Here is a 17,165-nt window from a genome sequence, read left to right as displayed (position 1 = left end):
GTCCTCTTTCACAAAAACCAAGACTAAAGACCTGACTACAAACAAGTTTTATCATGGGTAATATTTGGAACATGATATTAGGAATTATTTAAGTTATGAATTATCAACAGTATGAATTAACAATTGGTTGGTTGTACCCAAAGCTGATGAGTACTTACGGTGACAGAGGTAATGTCATCTGTATAGAACGCCGTTGTCAGTGGCGCGGATACGATGTTAAAGTATTACCTTTAGACCAAAACGCTACAGCAGATGATATTCATGCAGTAGATGTGATTGTTGGTGGTGGCGCACAAGATCGTCAGCAAGAAATTGTTATGCGCGATTTGCAGGGTGCAAAGGCAGAAGCAATACGCGAGAAAATTGAAAATGGAACTCCGGGAGTGTTTACCTGTGGTTCACCCCAGTTGTTGGGACACTATTATGAACCAGGGTTTGGACAGCGCATTGAAGGCTTGGGCATATTAGATTTGGTATCGGTGCATCCTGGGGAAAATGTCCGGCGTTGTATTGGTAATTTGGTCATAGAAGTTACGGCGACTCGTCTGGCGCGGGACTTGGAAGAAATGACGGGTCGCAAACCGTATTTGATTGGTTTTGAAAATCACGGTGGACGCACCAAGCTGGGAAAAGTAGAAGCATTAGGGCGCGTGGTGTACGGTTTGGGTAATAATGGTGAAGATGGGACAGAAGGAGCATTCTATCAGAATGCCATAGCCACTTATTCCCACGGTCCCCTGTTACCAAAAAATCCCTTTGTCGCCGACTGGCTAATTCAAACAGCGCTCCGGCTGAAGTATCAACAGCCTATCACTCTGGCATCTTTGGATGATACCTTAGCCTTTGAAGCGAGAGAGGCGATGTTTAAGCGGTTGAAAGTGAATATTTCAACCAACCTTCGAGGGAATGTCACGAAGTTTTCACCATTGGCAAAGGACGATTTGAGAACGCCTTTGTAGCAAGAGTTCACGCACCATTGTTGTTAATCATACGATTAATTTGAGATTCTGTGCAGCTTCGTTGAGGTGTTGAGTGGTGAGCCTAACCTGTGCAATGCCATTAGTAATCTCTTTAGCACCCTGGTTGATAGCATTCATTCTCGCCTCTACTTGCTGCACTGCGGCTAATTGCTGTTTGGCATTTAGCGAAATCTGTTGGCTATTCAAGAAGACATTGTTAATGGCATTTTTAACTCCTACAAAGGTTTGGGCTGTTCCCTGACTCAGTTTGATCCCTGACTCTGCTGTTTGAGTCCCTTCTTGGGTCACTATAACTGTGGAATTCATTGCTAGCTGAATTTTGGCAACTAGGATATTAATCTCTTGAGCTGATCTTTTACTTCGATCCGCCAGTGTACGAACTTCTGCTGCAACAATACCAATCCCTTTACCCTGATCCCCTGCTCGTGATGCGTCCACAGTCGTTTTGAGAGCAAGCATATTCGTCTGTTCAGCTAACTCGCTGACTAGCACAGCAATTGTTCTAATTTGCTCAGTTTGTTCACTCAAGTGCAGAGTTTGTGAGGCGATCGCTCCCACTTTGTCTTTAAGAGTGACCATTTCTGCCATTGTTTGCTCGATAGCGATCGCACCATCTTCCGCCAGCAATAATGCTTGGCGAGCTGAAGCTTCTGAAGCTTCTGAGGCTTGTGCTGATTGTACAGAAGAAGCCGCTAACTTATTCATTGTCGTTGTTGTTTGGCTCACCGCACTTGCTTGTAAAGAAATCGTCTGCTCTTGTTCAAAAAGTGTTGATGCAATTTGAGTTGAAGAGGTAGCAATGGCACGTATGGATTCTCCAAAAGTGGATGTAATTCGATGTACTATTATCAGGAGAATTGCAAGAATCGCTATAGTTATTCCCAAGATAGCGAGCTGTATCGTTCTTAAGAACTGCACTTTTGCCTGAGAATATTTTTCTGCAGCCAGCACTGTTTCATCAGTGAGCTTAAATAAATCCTCACTTTGATTTAACAGCACATTTCGCTCAGTAGACTTCTGCCTGACTTTAATAATAGTCTGTTTAAGAGTTTTCCAAGCATTTTCAACTTGCTTGAGTTTTAATAGAAAGTTTGGATCTGTTGCTTTTGGCAAACCCAACTCTTGATCACCATTAATAAGTCCATTTACTTTTTTATCTAACTTTTGAATCAAATCATCATTTGCTTTCCCTGCCATTTCTAACTTAACAAGCCTCTGAGTACCACCCCTAACTAAACCTGCCTGATTTACTACTGTGCTGTCGCTTGCAACCACACTAAAATAAACAGATACTACATTTCCAGTACCAAGCAGCAATAGTCCAAGTGCAACACCTCGTAATTGAGTTGTCATTTTCATTTCTCCAAATCTCCTACAGAGACTGTTTGTAAATGATTGTTACCAGAAATATCAACCCTTTTAATTGAGTCGTGTAGACCTAATATGATGACTACTCACTCTGAAAAGTTTGATTTTTAGAACCTTTGCTTTTATTGACAAACAACTTCTAAAGATTGCGTGAATGAGGGATATCCATAAAAATAAATATCCAGTCGTCAAATTTACAGCAGAATACATCCGTCAGAAGTCAGAAGCGGAGCCACCAGATGCTCCGCCTCCGGCCAGAAGTAAAATTGGCTCTGTGTCTGGCTTTTAGACCTCACGATTGTACTTCACTGACTTGCAATGCGCTGTATATCCCTCTCTTAGAGACGCTCTGCGAACGTCGTAGTTGCAACCCCCTGACACACGGCTGGATATTTATTTACGCGCTATGTGCCTGAATTGATATGAAACGCTCAAACATTAAACTCAGAGGCGAAGTAGCAGTAGATTTACCCAACTAATTACTGAATGATCTGTTTCTAATTTTTATCTCATTATCTTTACATGGTTCTCTCTGGCTGTAAAGTTCTATCATTCTCCTTTCTCAACCTGACTCGTCATCAACCTTTGCACACTTGCCAAGGCTCGATTCAACTCATAACTCCGCCTCTGGGGATTCTGCAAATATGCTTGCTGTTCCTCCTCAATCATCTGTACATCTTGGCGCACCAAACCATCAAGTAACTTTTGCGCTGCACCAAACAAACTATTTTTCACAAACCGCCGAAACCACACAGGTAATTTGTGTAATCGCCAAAAGGCATTTAATGATGTGAAATGAATCAAATAAGCTTTTGTTTGTGTCTCATTCACGGGACATAATAAACAATAAATTTTAAAATCTTTACCTAATGTCGAAGTCCAGTGAGGATACACATAACTGACATCCAAAGGTTCAGGATGAAGGCGGCGCAAAGCCGGAAAAAATAATTGTGAAATTGACCAAATTTTATCTATTTTATAATAACTTTGTGCTGTATAATGAGCATCAACACGATGAGCATCTTCGTTAATATCTTCCAGCAATGCTTCCGCCCAAGCTTGGTAATCCTGATGTAAATGTCCGTGATACATATCCATCAGGTTTTCAATTAAATATGAATAATGGGCGTTACAGTTAATAATTGAAACTGTGGCAATGTAATTGAGATGATCCCACTCTGGTACACCCATTGGTTGTAGAGACATTGCATGCAACGTCTCTACATCGCCGGGGAACAACCAAATAAAACCATCTTGCTCCTTCACTGGGTAACGGCGGATTTTGCAACTGGGGAGTTTCTGGTTGTCTGCTAAATAGGGAACTGCTGCACATTCACCTTGATCATTGAAGCGCCAACCGTGATAAGCACATTCCAACTCGTCACCAATAACTTGCCCGTGACTCAGTTTAACTAACCGATGAGGACATTTATCCTCTAGGGCGTGGACTTGTCCCTTGCTGTCGCGGTAGAGTGCGATTGCCTGTTTCCAAAGCGTCACACTCACAGGCTGAGTTTTCACCTCACGCGAAAGTGCAACAACATACCAGTGATTCGGGTTAATACCCAACTGACGAATATCACGACTTTGGACAGCTTGGGAAAGAGACATAAATTCACGCATCCTCACTACTGGATTAGAATCTAGCGCAAATCCTCTCACTCATAACTGATAACTGTTCACTGATTGGGTTAGCCTACCACTTAAGGAGCTAAACATTACCACGCGCACGAGCTATAAAGTATCTCTAGGTGTAACAATTATGCTGTTGAGGCAAAAATCTATATGACAAGCTACCAATCCAATCAAGAAACGGTTCCGACTGCGACTGAATCTACATCAAACGACGAACTCATCAATGAGATTATCGAAGAAACAAAAGACATCAACTACGTCGAGATCATCGAAAACGTTATCGACAGTCTAGAACAAGATAACAGCGCAATGGTCAGCCATGCTCAAGAAGGTGGTTATCTGTGGAAGTTTAAGTACGGTTCAGTAGAAGTGTTTGTCCAACTTGCTGGAACAACTGATGAAGACACCTTAACAGTTTGGGCTGTGGTGCTAAAGTTACCGGCAAAAGATGAACCCAAGTTGATGCGAGAGTTGTTAGAGATGAATGCTTCTGAGACCTTTGAAGCACGTTTCGCCTTTGTTGAAAACCAAGTCGTCGTCCTCTCAACACGCACTCTAGCGGATTTGTCTGCTGGCGAAGTTTCCCGCTTGATTACTATTGTGGCAACGATCGCCGATAACAACGACGATGCATTACAATCTGAGTTTGGTTTAGCTTGACTTTAGTGTGGCGACTGATTCCGTTGCTAGAAACCTCTGGCAAAGTGCAGATGGCGATTGACCATTGGTTGTTAGAACAGCACCAGTCGGGACATCCTTCAACTTTGCGGTTTTACACTTGGTCGCCACCTGCCATTTCCTTAGGCTACCATCAACACAAATATCCCGAACATTGGCAGCATCTTGTTTGGCAAGGTCAAAAAGTAGACTTGGTGCGGCGTCCCACGGGGGGACGCGCGGTGTTGCATCAGGGTGATTTAACTTATGCTGTCGTGACATCTGGACTCTCTGGGAGTCGTGTCCAGATGTACCAAAAAATTTGCGAATTTTTGATTCAAGGGTGGCGATCGCTTGGCGTACAATTGCACTACGGTAGCGCTGGGCGAGGTTACATCCACAACCCCAATTGTTTTGGCACGGCGACTGGTGCAGATTTGGTTTTACCAGATGGTACAAAACTTATTGGTAGCGCCCAACTGCGACGAGCTGAGGTAATTTTGCAACATGGTTGCATCCGTTTGCAACCTGATGCTGAATTGTTTACTCAGGTATTTGATGGAGAATCTTTTACTCCTGTGCAACTTCCCCAGAATCTAGATATTGAAAATATTATGACAGCTTTAATTGCTGCTGCTGAAGATTGTTTTGGTATGCAGATAGAGGTGCAACCACTCTCTCAAGATGAGTGGGAGGCAATTTTGGAGCAACCGAGTTTGGAGGTTGGTTAACCATTTTAGAATAAGAAACGAATTGCTTAACACCGCCCCCTTGTCTTTTTTAAGTATGTTATTTTGCTGGAGCAGTTGCAGGAACATCTTTGAGATAACCTGCGGCTATAGAATCCTCAATCAGTTGCTGCACAAAGAACCAAAGTTCCGGCGCACCCGTCTCCACAGGTGCTACCCGTTTCATCACCTGATCGCGTGTAATGCCATGAATGCGCCAAGTACCGCCTTCAGTTTGTTGGTTGTGTAGCAAAGGCTGTATGCGATCTAAGGCTGCTGAAAACTTAGCTGTGGGTGTTTCCCGCACTTCAAATTCTTCCCAAAGTGAACGCAACTCACTTGCCTGATCTGCTGGCAAAAGTCCAAATAGCCGCAACGCCGCCTGTGCTTCCTTTGCTGCCTTGCTTTCGTTGCCCTGCACATCGTAGCAGAAGGTATCACCCGCATCAATTTCCACCAAATCGTGAATGATCAGCATTTTTATCGCACGAGATAAGTCTACCCCTTGCGGAGCATACTCAGATAATACTACCGCCATGATTGCCAAATGCCAAGAGTGTTCTGCACTGTTTTCTTGACGTGAATGATCTGTCAGCAGAGTTTGACGGAGGACTTGCTTGAGCTTGTCGATTTCGATGATGAATTGTATTTGTTGAGTGAGTCGGCTGATTGTCACTGGAATTTTTAGAAAACGACTATCTCACACTTTACTAGAGAGATGCGATATCTCGCGTCTCTTACAATAGGTGAACCATTCTCATAACCCTTAAAATCAGTTGACAACACTATTTGAGTACTATAGTATTCAATATATGACGTACAAATTAATTGATTTATTTGCTGGCGCAGGTGGATTAACTACAGGGTTTCACTTGGCAGGTTTGGAGTCCTTATGTGCCATTGATATAGATAAAAAAGCTTTAGTAACCTATAAACTCAATTACCCGAACACTCAAGTTGTTAATCAAGATATACGTAAAGTAAATCCTTCAGAGTTGCGTTTATTGCTTGGCTTGCAGCGAGAAGAACTAACAGCGTTAATTGGCGGTCCTCCTTGTCAAGGCTTCTCAAGAAATATCCCTGCTGGCGATCGCAGTCTTAATGATCCTCGCAATCAACTGTATAAAACTTTTCTGGAATTTGTACAAGAGTTCAGACCTCTTTACGTCGTTATGGAAAATGTCTCTGAAATCTTAAAAGCGTATGATGGTGTAGTTAAAAACGAAATAACGGAGCAACTGGAATCATTTGGTTATAAAGTTGCTTCCTCTGCATTAAATGCTGCCCATTATGGAATACCGCAAACGAGAACCAGGGCTTTTTTTCTCGCTAGTTTAGATAAATTGCCTCACTTTCCTAAACCCACACATTGTGGTAATACCAAAAGTGATTATAGAGATGCAAAATCCTGTAATCACCAGATAGCTTTATTCGATCCAAGCATTTCTTCAATTGTCACAGTTAGAGATGCAATTGGAGATTTGCCACCATTAGATGCAGGGCAAGAATATGGTGATGAAGGTTATCCATCAGCTCCGCAAACCATATATCAAGCCATAATGCGTAGTGAAAGTACGAAAATTGTTAACCACATTGCTCGTGCTTTAACCCCGATTCAAACAACAAGAGTACGTCTTTTAAAAGAAGGGCAAGATGCAAGAGACTTACCACCGGAATTAGCCCCTAAGAAGCACTACAGTGGTGCCTATGGAAGACTTTACTGGGATAAACCGGCAAAAACGATCACAAGATGGATGTTTCATCCTGGTTCTGGTAGATTTTTCCATCCTACACAAAATAGAACTATAACAATACGTGAGGCTGCAAGATTGCACTCTTATCCAGATAACTTTCACTTTTTAGGAACGTATACTGATATGGCTTCTCAAATTGGAGAATCCGTACCTCCGCTATTAGCTAAAGCGCTTGCTACGTGTTTGCTCCGGGGTTGTCATCAAAAAGAGGGTTGCTGATTTGCACTTGTAATGCTGCAAGGATAGTTTCTACATATTTGTCAGGTACAAGACGAATTCGTTCAATATTAATACGAACTGCTTCGAGAAGAACCGTTCTGGCTCTGAAAAGTTGTTTTTGATTTTTATACCACACTAAATCTGTTTTGCCTGCAATACTCCCTTGTAACCCTGCTCCTTCTTTCCTAGAGGTTCTATCTACCGCCCAAGCCCAAGAAAAGGTAGTTGGATCAAGTGGTTCGAGAGCATATTCACAATAAACATATTCATTACCTCGAATAGTTTTCAAAAGTATACCTTCGTCACTATTTACAACGCCTTGTACTGACTGACTTGTTAAAATCTTTTCGTTCCAATGCTGTATGATAGCTGCTCCTAACTCCTGTGGTGAAGAGCGTTCGGTTAGACTAGGAAAACCAAGTTGAGCAGCTTTTTTAAGCACATCTGCTCTCTGAATCACAAAAAAAATGTGTTTCCTGGCGTGAAATTATTGAGTTGAAGCGATTTCAGTGACCAACCAGTTTGAGTCGTAATATCAACAGCGTCATAGAGAAGTTTGCTACGCCCTAAAGCTGGATCAGAAAGAGGAATATCTTTGACGTAATGAAAAATTGCTTCCCAAGCATAATCTTCTATTGAGCCGATAACTGGGGATGCCACAGTGGCAATTATGGCTTTCCTCAATCTTTCAACTTCATTCTCTGTCAGCACTCAAAGATTCCTCCACGGCTCGCAAAAATTCGCTCATTGTTATACTTAAAGCATTAGTAATATGACTTAGAACTCTAACAGATGGGCTTTTCAAGCCTCGTTCTAGTTGGCTGATGTAGGTTCTGTGCAGACCTGTCATTTCTGCCAGATACTCTTGAGACCAACCTTTTTCTGTACGACGACGCTGTATTTCTAGCCCTAACATTTGGTCTAGTTTACTGGGCTGCATAAAGAAGAAATTAAAGCTTTGAATACAAAAGTGCTACAGACTAAAGTATTCAAAGCAACCAGTTATGGACAAACAATAACCACATGGGGTGACTCGCATTGCTGCTACTCAGATGCGCCTGCTTATCAAAGCGTTGTGGATTTCAGGAAAACGCGCAGTCTTTTCCACTGGTTTGCCTGGCTATCAGGGTAACTTCAGGGCAAAGTTGCATGGCTTTTGAAATTCGCCATATGAACAAGAATTCCACCCTATCTAACTTTGCTGAAAAGGTGGGTTTTTTAGGTAATAGGATAGAATTTTTTAATTAGGATTAGCTGGTGATTGATTTCGCAATGACACCCAATTGCAAACCAGGTGGATAACTCCCTTCCTCTTTAATTCGCTTGATCTCGGCTTCCGTTATCCGCAAATTTAACTTTTGTGCTAATGTCCGTACGATATCTCCTCGGTCAATGACACCAGAGACAGCACCTGCGGGAGAAAGGACGGTTATGCGGGGTAGCTGTTTATTTTCCAGCTTGTTAATCACCTCTACCAACGAAGTTGACTCGGCAACAGTGGGAATTTCTGTCAGCGGATGCACAATATTTTGCACAGGTAAAGTTTCCCATTGACTCCTTTCTACCAGGCGTAAATCGTCGATGGAAACCATGCCTCGGTAACGTCCATCAGACTCGGCAAAATAAACCTGTGGGGCGGTGGTGTCCAAAAGGTATGAGTCGGCAAATGAACGCAAAGTTTGATTGGCATCAATAACACGAAAGTCGCGGGTCATGCTATCAACAGCAACCAGATTGAGCAAGGTTTCTTGTAAATTTGTGATGCGGTCATAGCTGCTGGCATTGCGGATGCCAAACCAACCTAACAGGGCTATCCACAAACCAGTGACTAATTCGCCAGTAAAATAATCTACTGCCAAACCCAGGGCGATCGCACCATAACCCAAAATTTGCCCTGCTTTTGCTGCCCACTTGACAGCTTGAAAGCGATTACCTGTTGCTTTCCACAGCGCTGCTTTTAACACTTGCCCGCCATCTAAGGGTAAGCCAGGAATCAAGTTAAAGAGCGCTAACACTAAATTAATTCTCGCTAAATCCCCAACCATGAAGCTGGCAGGACTATTAGAAGGCAGAATATTAACTAGCACTCTGAGGACTAAAAACAGGACAACACTCACTGCAGGTCCGGCAATTGCCACTTGAAATGCTTTGCCTGGGGTTTTGGATTCTTCTTCAATAGAAGCAATGCCACCAAACAGAAATAAGGTTATTGAATTAACTCTAATGCCTTGCGATCGCGCTACTAAGCTATGACCTAATTCGTGCAATAATACTGAACCAAAAAGCAGCAGCGCCATGACCACTCCAGCACTCCAAGCAAGGACAGTTCCCCACGCTTGGTAAGCTACCCCAAAGTTCAGGGTTGCCAGCCCTAAAATCACAAACCACAGAGGGTCTAAAAACAGTGGAATTCCAAATAAAGACCCGATTCTCCAATTTGTTTGCATTATTTTTTCCTAAAACTAGATATTTCCAACCGTCGAGCTATCGTCATATGTTATTTTTTACACATATTATCGGTTTGCCGCATTAACAATACCTTGCTGCTATTTGGAAAATCAGCAATTGCTGGTTAATAGGCTCCAATTTCTAGAATAGACAATTCCTGCTAGCGAGCCAAACTCAACTAGGGGCGCAGCAGTTTAAGAATGAAAAACAGAGGCGGTAGACCATATCCTTCAGGAGTAGCCCAGAAGGAGAAGACCTGCCGCCTATCATGTTTCAGATGTAGTATGTTTGTCAGGTAAAATCTAGATAACGCCGAGGTTGGTCAAGCCCAAAACTGCACCAATACCAATAAGGTGACCAGTACTCATCGCAGCGAGAAATGAACCGACGCTGGGATTATTGAACACCGACGGGAAAGGCAGCGGCATTTTAGGACCAACGTGGGGGTAGCGAACCACTCGGGGAATAATCAAAAGAGATAATAGACTAGCGCCGACAATAATTATTGTTCCCGTCCAGTCCCATTCTGTGCCAGTGTTGGGAACGGTAGCTTGGACTGCTAATAACAGTGATGAAATCACAGAGCTTTCTCCTAGCATGAATAAATTGATTTATTTATCAATGTAGAGACGCGTAATTCGTGCCTCCTGAACAGTAGCTTACACCGCCGCGTAGCGCTTTTCGATAAGCACACAACTGCAAAGCGGCGCGAGGCAATTTCGCGTCTCTACCACCATCTCCATGCTCCGCCCGATGAAGTCGCTGAATCTTCTTTCTTAGGGAAGGTGTTCATCTCCTCCTAGAGTAAGAGGTCGATAGCGGGAGAAAGAACGTGATATGTGGAATAACCTAGAGACTACCGATATTAGTCAGCCCTAAAACGATGCCAACCCCGATAAGATGACCAAAACACATAGCGCCGATAAATGTTGGAATGCTTATAGGCAGTAGAGGCACTTTGGGACCAACTAAAGGCTTCTGAATCTTGAAAGCGAACAAAAGAGCTACTAAACAGCTGATGCTGATGACTATTGCTACATTGGGGTTCCACTCAGGTGTTGCGGGAACAGTTGCGGCGGCTGCGAGTAAGATTGATGAAATCAACTTTTTCTCTCCTAAATAGAAAAATTGACAAATTGTCAGCAATCAGCATTTAGCGATCTGAATGCTGATGACTTACTGTATGAAAAGGAGTCAGAATTCAGAACATGTCCTGCGGACACGCTACGCGAACAGAAATCAGAATACCCCACGGAGCAATCCGGGGGTTTCAAATAGGATGCTCCGCATTTCTATTCCTCCATACTTGAAAGTAGGGGTTTAAACCTCGACTCATCCGCGGCTTCGTACAGAACTCACAATGAGTTCTGAGTTCTGAGTTCTGAGTTCTTCTTCGGTAAACCACAAAAATTATAGAATTACAAAGCAAAAAACTAGCAATTGTTTATACAACTTAGAGTTTCTATAATTCTTACTACATATTGTTAAAAATTTCTATGCGAGTCAAGATTTGCGGAATTACTCAACCACAACAGGGGAAAGCGATCGCCTCACTCGGTGCTACGGCATTAGGCTTTATTTGTGTTCCATCCTCACCGCGCTATATCACTGTAGAGCAAATTCAGGCAGTGGTGGAACAACTGCCGGAAAAAATTGACAAAATCGGAGTTTTTGCCAACGCTAGTAGTGAGGAAATTACTCAGACTGTTGTTAATTCTGGCTTGACTGGCGTCCAACTACACGGAGACGAATCTCCAGAATTTGCTGTGCAGTTGCGTCAATTGTTGCCCACAGTAGAAATTATTAAAGCTTTGAGAATACGTAGTTTAGAGGATATTGAAAAAGCATCTACTTATATATTCCACGCAGATACACTGTTACTTGATGCTTACCATCCGCAGCAGTTGGGTGGTACTGGCACAACTTTGGACTGGAATATGTTACAGCAATTCAGCCCCAGTAGTCCTTGGCTTTTAGCTGGAGGGCTTACTCCAGATAATATTGTCGAAGCTTTAACAAAGGTTAACCCCAATGGCATTGACCTATCTAGTGGTGTAGAACGTACACCTGGGGATAAGGATTTGGATAAGGTAGCTAAGTTGTTTGAGCAATTGGGGAAGAGGCAATAAGGATTGTTAGTGGGTAGTGGGTAGTGGATAGTCGATAGTGGAAAAAACAACTCCCAACTCCCAACTAACAACTAACAACTAACAACTAACCACTATCTACTAACAGCTCCCTAAAAGAATGCTGATTGGTGGCGAATTAAGTTAAAGAATTCTTCACGGGTTTTCTGTTCTTCTTGGAACACACCCAGCATTGCACTAGTGACCGTCCAGGAACCTGGTTTTTGCACACCCCGCATGACCATGCACATATGGCTAGCTTCAATCACAACGGCAACTCCCTGGGGTTCCAAAACAGTCTGAACTGCTTCAGCAATTTGGCGGGTGAGCCTTTCTTGCACTTGCAAACGGCGAGAATACATCTCGACAATGCGGGCAAGTTTGCTGAGTCCTACAACTTTTTGGTTGGGGATATAGGCAACATGAGCTTTGCCCATAAACGGCAACATATGGTGTTCGCACATGCTAAAGACATTGATATCCCGCACTAGCACCATCTCGTTATGACCTTCATCAAAGATGGCACCATTAACGATTTCTTCTAAGGATTGGTTGTAGCCACTGGTCAGAAACCGCATTGCCTCTGCTACCCGCTTGGGTGTTTTCAGCAGTCCCTCGCGTTCGGGGTCTTCTCCCACACCCACCAGTAGAGTCCGCACGGCGTCCATCATCTGCTCCATATGCTCCTCTGTTTGCGGGTGCAAATCAGCTTCCCGCCCGTCATGAGTGTTGCGGTCTGGTCTTAGGGTGATGGCTTCTGTTAATTCGGGAATCAGAGGAGATTGAGAGCGATTGGTACCGTTGGAACTAGCACTAGTCATGATATCAGTCTTGGTTAATGTTTGAATGTGAGTCATTTGTAGAGACGTGCCATGGCAGGTCTTCACATTAGTCGTTTGTAGAGACATGCCATGGCATGTCTTTACATTAGTCATCAGTCATTAGTCTTTTGTCACTAGCAAAAAACCAAGGACAAAGGACACGGGACTAATTAGAGTGCGCCAGCCATAGGCATGATAGTCAATTCATCAATAACTGCTTGTTGTGGTAACAAAGCTGCATGGAGAATTGACTGAGCAACAATTTCTGGAGTTAGCATTTTTGAGCGGTCAAAGTTAGCATTGACAGTTTCTGTATCCCAGAGTTCTGTGTTGACCGCACCGGGACAGATAGCAATCACACGAATACCGTGGACACGTTCTTCCTGTGCAAGGGTTTGAGAAAGGGCAATCAGACCAGCTTTGCTGACGCTGTAAGCTCCCCAATTGGCAAACGCCTGCTTTCCTGCTATTGAGGTAAGATTGATAATTGTGCCTGCGCCGCGCTCGCGCATTCTGGGCAAAATTCCCATTATGGACTGGAACACGCTGGTGAGATTTAACTCTATCACTTGCTGCCAGTCAGACAAGGGAGTTTCACTCAAAGTGGCGGTATAACCCATGCCAGCATTGTTGACTAAAATATCTATGTCACCAAAGTTAAGGGCTATTGCCTGCATCTTCTCTTGCACTTGAGCGACACAAGCTAAATCCACTTCGTAAGCTTTCGCTTCCACTCCTGTGTGTGATACAGCTTCACACACCGCCGTCAGCTTATCAACTGAACGGCTCACTAGAGCAACATCTATTCCTGCCTTTGCAAATGCTAAAGCGGTTGCTTTCCCAATCCCACTACTTGCCCCAGTAATTAGAGCACGCCGTTTTTGCTCAACACTCATGCTATCTCCCAATTTTTTAGCGGTTTGATAACCGCGTCGCCACCCAATTATTTAAGTTTCGTTGTCTGGATAGATTAAACAAACCTAAAAATCAGATTAATTTTCTTTGACAACTGCTATACTGCATTTGCCAATAAGATAAATTCCTAATCTCGTCATTTCATAAAGAGCGACAGCATACTTTCGCCCTAGGAATCCTCTATCACCCTGAATGTTAATCAGTCAGTCATCAGCCAACAACCCATAGCCTATAGTCGAAAAATGTTTAACTAATGACTCATAATTGATAACTGATGACTAAAAACGCAAATGCCTATGGCTTAAAAGATTGTTAAAAATCTTTAACTTCCATAGGCAATTATAGCACTGCCGCCATGCTAATCAAGCAGGTCACGTTTTATGAGTGTGAAACTTCAGTAAAAACACCAATTTTCCGGAATTTCTCGTAGCGCATTTGGCGTCGTTCTTGAGGGGTCAAACAGTTGAGTTCCTCTAAATTGTCCAAGAGGGCTTGCTTGAGAGTGGTGACTGCTGCTAGAGGGTCAGAATGAGCACCGCCAATGGGTTCAGGTAATATGTGGTCAATAATCCCCAAGTTTTGTAGGTCGTTTGCCGTCATTTTCAAAACAGCGGCTGCTTGAGGAGCCTTGCTAGCATCTTTCCATAAAATAGCAGCACAGGCTTCCGGGGTAATCACAGTATAAACGGCGTGTTCAAACATCAGGAGGCGATCGCCAACACTAATACCCAATGCACCGCCAGAAAAAGCTTCACCAATGACGGTACAGACTATTGGCACATCCAAGCAAAACATCTCACGTAGGTTGTATGCAATGGCTTCTCCTGCACCTTGTTGTTCGGCGACGACCGTGGGTAAAGCTCCAGGCGTGTCGATAAAAGTTAAAATTGGCATTCCAAATTTATTAGCATGTTCCATCAATCGCATCGCCTTGCGATAACCCCCAGGGCTAGCCATGCCGAAGTTGCGGGCAATATTGTCTTTTGTGTCGCGCCCTTTTTGATTACCCAACATGACCACGGGTTGCCCGCCTAAACGACCCACACCACCCACTAAAGCAGGGTCGTCAGAACCACCGCGATCGCCATGCAACTCCATCCATTCATCACTGATAGCCTGAATATAATCAAGAGTACTAGGGCGGCGGGGATGACGAGCGACTTGCAGTCGCTGAGACGGCGATAGACTAGTGAAAATTTCCTCACGCAGTTGCATAGCGCGTGCTTCTAGTTGACGAATTTGACCAGAAACATCGACGCCATTTTCTTCTGCAAGTTGCCGAATTTGCTCAATTCTGGTTGCCAGTTCTGCTAGCGGCTTTTCAAAATCCAACAGTAGCGGTTTACGCTCAGTAGTAGCCATTTTTCTATTGAAAAGTGAAGATTGGGTAGTGGTTAGTGGATAGTGGTTAGTTGTTAGTAGGATTTTTAGCAACTAACAACTAACCACTAACAAATCACAAATCAAAAATGACTAAACCAACAGTGGTCTAAATCCATGCTTTTTCGATACGTGACCAATCTGCTCCATTTTTTCTACAGTAATCCGATTGCGCCCCCAAGAGAAGTTAGTGTATAACTTCTCAAATTCCAAAAGCATTGATTCTGCAAAACAAGCAAACAACTGGCGTGCGGGAACGTCCATATTGACGATGCTCATAATTTTCCAGTCAATGTCTAGGGAATGTTCTACGATGCCACCATTGAGGACATACACACTAGGATGCCGAATTTTGATTGCTAGGTTTTTTGGATAGCCACCATCAATTAGCAAACAGGGTTGCTTTAAAACTGCGGGATCAATTTCCATACCTTTAGGCATACTAGCAACCCAAACCACAATATCAGCTTGGGGAAGTGCTTCTTCCAAAGACATGATTTTTCCACGCCCCAGTTCGTCTTGCAGCTGTTGCAAACGTTCTGGATTACGGGCTATCAGCAAAAGTTCCTTGGCATCTGTTTTGGTATCTAACCATCGACAGACAGCGCTACCAATATCCCCAGTTGCCCCACATACAGCAACAGTTGCTTTTGATAGTTCAATACCAACTTGTTTCGACGCTTTTTCTACCTGTTGACAAATGATGTATGCCGTATGAGTATTACCAGTGGTAAAGCGTTCAAACTCTAGTTTAATGTTGCGGACTTGTCTAAACTGCTCTAGATTAAAATTTTCAAAAATTATTGAAGAAAATCCGCCTAAAGCTGTAATATTTATCCCGTGCTTTTGAGCATGAGCCATCGCATTGAGAATTTTACGTGTCGCTGCTTTGATGCGACGCGTTGCCAGCATTTCTGGCAAAAAGCATGACTCTACATACTGCCCTTCAATTTTTTGCCCAGTCACACTGGTAACGGTGATGGTATCGACAATTTGGGGCGGGGCGCTGCACCAAAAATCTAGCCCTTGATCGGCATATTCTGGATAGCCCAAATCTCTGGCTACTGCCTGCGCGTGTTCTAAACTAGTAAGGTGTCCGATTAGACCAAACATGAACTGTTGTGTTAGCCTTGTCCTTTCTCAAAGGGGTGGAATCAGCGGGTAAGATAGAACTAACCCTTAAAAATACTACACAAATCAGGAAAAATGAGGGGCGACTCCTTAAGGAGGACGCAGCGACGGGGAGATATTTTCTCTGTGCGTCCTCTTCACTCTCCGCGTCTGTGTGTCTTGTTGTCTAAATATCTATGCGGCTGTGAGTCCGTAGGCTGACATACGCATGATATCGCGGGTGGAAAAACCAATATTGCTCAGGGCTTCTCCGTACTGAATCATGAAATCTTCCACCAAAGCTTCCTTTTCCATGGCCAAGGTGTGAGCATCTTCTGCAACTTGGTTAAGCATTTTCCAGACAATAGGAAGGTTTTGGCGATTGGCTTGTTCTAATTCATCTTGAGATTGTTCAAAGTGTTCTTTCAACCACACTTCTCCAAAGTTAAGGTGGCTGTATTCTTCTTTAACGACCCCTTCGGTGATTTTCCGGGCAAAATCATCAGCTACCGGAATGTAAATGTTGTAGGCGGCGATCGCAAAACATTCAATAATCAAAGACTGAATCAGCAAACAAGTCACTACCTGACCTGCAGCCGCAGCTTTTTGGAAATTTTGATGCAATGGGGCAAAAAACTCTTGAGCAAATTGCATATCCGGCGTTACCTGAAGATTGCGCCCACAAGCTTCAAATCCTTTCTTGTGGCGACTTTCCATTTTAGAGAGGCGAATGAGTTCATCTTGATGTTCGCTCAGCAGTTCAGCAAGTTTTATGTAATTTGCGTGGGCTTCTTGTTCCCCTTCAATCACAATCGCATTTATGCGGCTATAGGCATCTTTGTATGTTTCGCTATGAAAGTCAATTTCCGATTGATTTGCAACCTGCTGCATGGTATGTTCACTCCTGTGATGTGAATCATTGGATACCAAAATTGAGTTACCCTTATGAATTCAGGGCAATGTTAACTGTGGTTTAATTTTACTTAACAAGTCTCTATGTTAATAGATTAGCTTTTGCTGGCGG

Annotated in this window: 20 protein-coding genes; 6 read left to right on the top strand and 14 right to left on the bottom strand. The window is 43.4% G+C overall.

Going from position 1 to position 17,165, the window contains the following annotated elements; all coding sequences use genetic code 11:
- The first annotated feature begins 95 nt into the window (after nt 1–95).
- Nucleotides 96–959: a type 1 glutamine amidotransferase gene (locus MAS10914_RS0122555; RefSeq protein WP_017318216.1), complete on the top strand. Its 864-nt coding sequence runs from the start codon at nt 96–98 to the stop codon at nt 957–959.
- Nucleotides 960–986: 27 nt separating this feature from the next.
- Here the strand turns inward: MAS10914_RS0122555 and MAS10914_RS0122550 are convergent, their stop codons facing one another.
- A complete protein-coding gene (locus MAS10914_RS0122550; RefSeq protein WP_198014998.1) occupies nt 987–2,333 on the bottom strand; it encodes a methyl-accepting chemotaxis protein in 1,347 nt (448 codons plus the stop codon).
- A gap of 169 nt (nt 2,334–2,502) precedes the next feature.
- Here MAS10914_RS0122550 and MAS10914_RS36295 point away from each other — a divergent pair, with 169 nt between their 5' ends.
- The gene (locus MAS10914_RS36295) at nt 2,503–2,637 is read left to right on the top strand and encodes a hypothetical protein (RefSeq protein WP_269635072.1); all 135 of its coding nucleotides are present in this window, start codon (nt 2,503–2,505) and stop codon (nt 2,635–2,637) included.
- 260 nt (nt 2,638–2,897) lie between these two features.
- Here MAS10914_RS36295 and MAS10914_RS0122545 read toward each other — a convergent pair whose 3' ends face one another.
- Nucleotides 2,898–3,959, bottom strand: coding sequence for an aromatic ring-hydroxylating dioxygenase subunit alpha (locus MAS10914_RS0122545; RefSeq protein ID WP_033366414.1), 1,062 nt, complete (start codon nt 3,957–3,959; stop codon nt 2,898–2,900).
- 174 nt (nt 3,960–4,133) lie between these two features.
- Here MAS10914_RS0122545 and MAS10914_RS0122540 point away from each other — a divergent pair, with 174 nt between their 5' ends.
- Nucleotides 4,134–4,643, top strand: a complete 510-nt coding sequence (locus tag MAS10914_RS0122540) for a YbjN domain-containing protein (RefSeq protein WP_017318213.1) — start codon at nt 4,134–4,136, stop codon at nt 4,641–4,643.
- A gap of 50 nt (nt 4,644–4,693) precedes the next feature.
- Nucleotides 4,694–5,371, top strand: coding sequence for a lipoate--protein ligase family protein (locus MAS10914_RS0122535; protein ID WP_084786473.1), 678 nt, complete (start codon nt 4,694–4,696; stop codon nt 5,369–5,371).
- A gap of 58 nt (nt 5,372–5,429) precedes the next feature.
- Here MAS10914_RS0122535 and MAS10914_RS0122530 read toward each other — a convergent pair whose 3' ends face one another.
- Nucleotides 5,430–6,044 carry an HD domain-containing protein gene (locus tag MAS10914_RS0122530; RefSeq protein WP_017318211.1) on the bottom strand — a complete coding sequence of 205 codons (615 nt, stop codon included), beginning with the start codon at nt 6,042–6,044 and terminating at the stop codon, nt 5,430–5,432.
- 136 nt (nt 6,045–6,180) lie between these two features.
- Between MAS10914_RS0122530 and MAS10914_RS0122525 the strand changes: the two genes are divergently transcribed.
- A complete protein-coding gene (locus MAS10914_RS0122525; RefSeq protein ID WP_017318210.1) occupies nt 6,181–7,341 on the top strand; it encodes a DNA cytosine methyltransferase in 1,161 nt (386 codons plus the stop codon).
- Here the strand turns inward: MAS10914_RS0122525 and MAS10914_RS30840 are convergent.
- The 6 genes from MAS10914_RS30840 to psaK (MAS10914_RS0122490) all read right to left on the bottom strand — a co-directional run bounded on the left by MAS10914_RS30840 (nt 7,298) and on the right by psaK (MAS10914_RS0122490) (nt 10,893).
- Nucleotides 7,298–7,801 carry a hypothetical protein gene (locus tag MAS10914_RS30840; RefSeq protein ID WP_017318209.1) on the bottom strand — a complete coding sequence of 168 codons (504 nt, stop codon included), beginning with the start codon at nt 7,799–7,801 and terminating at the stop codon, nt 7,298–7,300. The genes MAS10914_RS0122525 and MAS10914_RS30840 overlap by 44 nt on opposite strands.
- Nucleotides 7,798–8,052 (bottom strand): hypothetical protein, encoded by a 255-nt coding sequence (locus tag MAS10914_RS35820; protein ID WP_017318208.1) that lies wholly within the window; start codon nt 8,050–8,052, stop codon nt 7,798–7,800. The genes MAS10914_RS30840 and MAS10914_RS35820 overlap by 4 nt, the downstream gene beginning before the upstream one ends.
- On the bottom strand, nt 8,036–8,281 hold the full coding sequence (locus MAS10914_RS0122510) for a helix-turn-helix domain-containing protein (RefSeq protein WP_017318207.1): 246 nt from the start codon (nt 8,279–8,281) through the stop codon (nt 8,036–8,038). Before MAS10914_RS0122510 ends, MAS10914_RS35820 begins: the two co-directional genes overlap by 17 nt.
- Before the next feature lie 310 nt (nt 8,282–8,591).
- Entirely contained in the window at nt 8,592–9,788 is a 1,197-nt protein-coding gene (locus MAS10914_RS0122500) for a site-2 protease family protein (protein ID WP_017318205.1), read from the bottom strand.
- A gap of 303 nt (nt 9,789–10,091) precedes the next feature.
- On the bottom strand, nt 10,092–10,388 hold the full coding sequence (gene psaK, locus MAS10914_RS0122495; RefSeq protein WP_017318204.1) for a photosystem I reaction center subunit PsaK: 297 nt from the start codon (nt 10,386–10,388) through the stop codon (nt 10,092–10,094).
- 250 nt (nt 10,389–10,638) lie between these two features.
- Nucleotides 10,639–10,893, bottom strand: coding sequence for a photosystem I reaction center subunit PsaK (gene psaK / locus MAS10914_RS0122490; RefSeq protein WP_017318203.1), 255 nt, complete (start codon nt 10,891–10,893; stop codon nt 10,639–10,641).
- 392 nt (nt 10,894–11,285) lie between these two features.
- On the opposite strand from psaK (MAS10914_RS0122490), the gene MAS10914_RS0122485 reads away from it, so the two are divergent.
- Nucleotides 11,286–11,918 carry a phosphoribosylanthranilate isomerase gene (locus tag MAS10914_RS0122485; protein ID WP_026082745.1) on the top strand — a complete coding sequence of 211 codons (633 nt, stop codon included), beginning with the start codon at nt 11,286–11,288 and terminating at the stop codon, nt 11,916–11,918.
- A gap of 110 nt (nt 11,919–12,028) precedes the next feature.
- Here the strand turns inward: MAS10914_RS0122485 and folE are convergent, their stop codons facing one another.
- The 5 genes from folE to MAS10914_RS0122460 all read right to left on the bottom strand — a co-directional run bounded on the left by folE (nt 12,029) and on the right by MAS10914_RS0122460 (nt 17,032).
- On the bottom strand, nt 12,029–12,736 hold the full coding sequence (folE, locus tag MAS10914_RS0122480; protein ID WP_026082744.1) for a GTP cyclohydrolase I FolE: 708 nt from the start codon (nt 12,734–12,736) through the stop codon (nt 12,029–12,031).
- A gap of 170 nt (nt 12,737–12,906) precedes the next feature.
- A complete protein-coding gene (locus MAS10914_RS0122475) occupies nt 12,907–13,632 on the bottom strand; it encodes an SDR family oxidoreductase (protein ID WP_017318200.1) in 726 nt (241 codons plus the stop codon).
- 397 nt (nt 13,633–14,029) lie between these two features.
- On the bottom strand, nt 14,030–15,013 hold the full coding sequence (locus tag MAS10914_RS0122470; protein ID WP_017318199.1) for an acetyl-CoA carboxylase carboxyltransferase subunit alpha: 984 nt from the start codon (nt 15,011–15,013) through the stop codon (nt 14,030–14,032).
- 111 nt (nt 15,014–15,124) lie between these two features.
- On the bottom strand, nt 15,125–16,144 hold the full coding sequence (locus MAS10914_RS0122465) for a long-chain acyl-[acyl-carrier-protein] reductase (protein WP_017318198.1): 1,020 nt from the start codon (nt 16,142–16,144) through the stop codon (nt 15,125–15,127).
- 192 nt (nt 16,145–16,336) lie between these two features.
- The gene (locus tag MAS10914_RS0122460; protein ID WP_017318197.1) at nt 16,337–17,032 is read right to left on the bottom strand and encodes an aldehyde oxygenase (deformylating); all 696 of its coding nucleotides are present in this window, start codon (nt 17,030–17,032) and stop codon (nt 16,337–16,339) included.
- Between the last annotated feature and the right edge of the window lie 133 nt (nt 17,033–17,165).

This window comes from Mastigocladopsis repens PCC 10914, assembly GCF_000315565.1.
Taxonomy (GTDB): domain Bacteria; phylum Cyanobacteriota; class Cyanobacteriia; order Cyanobacteriales; family Nostocaceae; genus Mastigocladopsis; species Mastigocladopsis repens.
The sequence above is the reverse complement of the archived record's forward strand: the minus strand, read 5'-3'. Positions and strand labels throughout refer to the sequence as shown.

Coding starts and splice junctions, on each gene's coding strand:
- MAS10914_RS0122555 (WP_017318216.1), top strand. CDS start 96: ATGAATTATCAACAGTATGAATTAACAATTGGTTGGTTGTACCCAAAG.
- MAS10914_RS0122550 (WP_198014998.1), bottom strand. CDS start 2,333: ATGACAACTCAATTACGAGGTGTTGCACTTGGACTATTGCTGCTTGGT.
- MAS10914_RS36295 (WP_269635072.1), top strand. CDS start 2,503: ATGAGGGATATCCATAAAAATAAATATCCAGTCGTCAAATTTACAGCA.
- MAS10914_RS0122545 (WP_033366414.1), bottom strand. CDS start 3,959: ATGTCTCTTTCCCAAGCTGTCCAAAGTCGTGATATTCGTCAGTTGGGT.
- MAS10914_RS0122540 (WP_017318213.1), top strand. CDS start 4,134: ATGACAAGCTACCAATCCAATCAAGAAACGGTTCCGACTGCGACTGAA.
- MAS10914_RS0122535 (WP_084786473.1), top strand. CDS start 4,694: ATGGCGATTGACCATTGGTTGTTAGAACAGCACCAGTCGGGACATCCT.
- MAS10914_RS0122525 (WP_017318210.1), top strand. CDS start 6,181: ATGACGTACAAATTAATTGATTTATTTGCTGGCGCAGGTGGATTAACT.
- MAS10914_RS0122510 (WP_017318207.1), bottom strand. CDS start 8,281: ATGCAGCCCAGTAAACTAGACCAAATGTTAGGGCTAGAAATACAGCGT.
- MAS10914_RS0122500 (WP_017318205.1), bottom strand. CDS start 9,788: ATGCAAACAAATTGGAGAATCGGGTCTTTATTTGGAATTCCACTGTTT.
- psaK (WP_017318204.1), bottom strand. CDS start 10,388: ATGCTAGGAGAAAGCTCTGTGATTTCATCACTGTTATTAGCAGTCCAA.
- MAS10914_RS0122485 (WP_026082745.1), top strand. CDS start 11,286: ATGCGAGTCAAGATTTGCGGAATTACTCAACCACAACAGGGGAAAGCG.
- folE (WP_026082744.1), bottom strand. CDS start 12,736: ATGACTAGTGCTAGTTCCAACGGTACCAATCGCTCTCAATCTCCTCTG.
- MAS10914_RS0122475 (WP_017318200.1), bottom strand. CDS start 13,632: ATGAGTGTTGAGCAAAAACGGCGTGCTCTAATTACTGGGGCAAGTAGT.
- MAS10914_RS0122470 (WP_017318199.1), bottom strand. CDS start 15,013: ATGGCTACTACTGAGCGTAAACCGCTACTGTTGGATTTTGAAAAGCCG.
- MAS10914_RS0122465 (WP_017318198.1), bottom strand. CDS start 16,144: ATGTTTGGTCTAATCGGACACCTTACTAGTTTAGAACACGCGCAGGCA.
- MAS10914_RS0122460 (WP_017318197.1), bottom strand. CDS start 17,032: ATGCAGCAGGTTGCAAATCAATCGGAAATTGACTTTCATAGCGAAACA.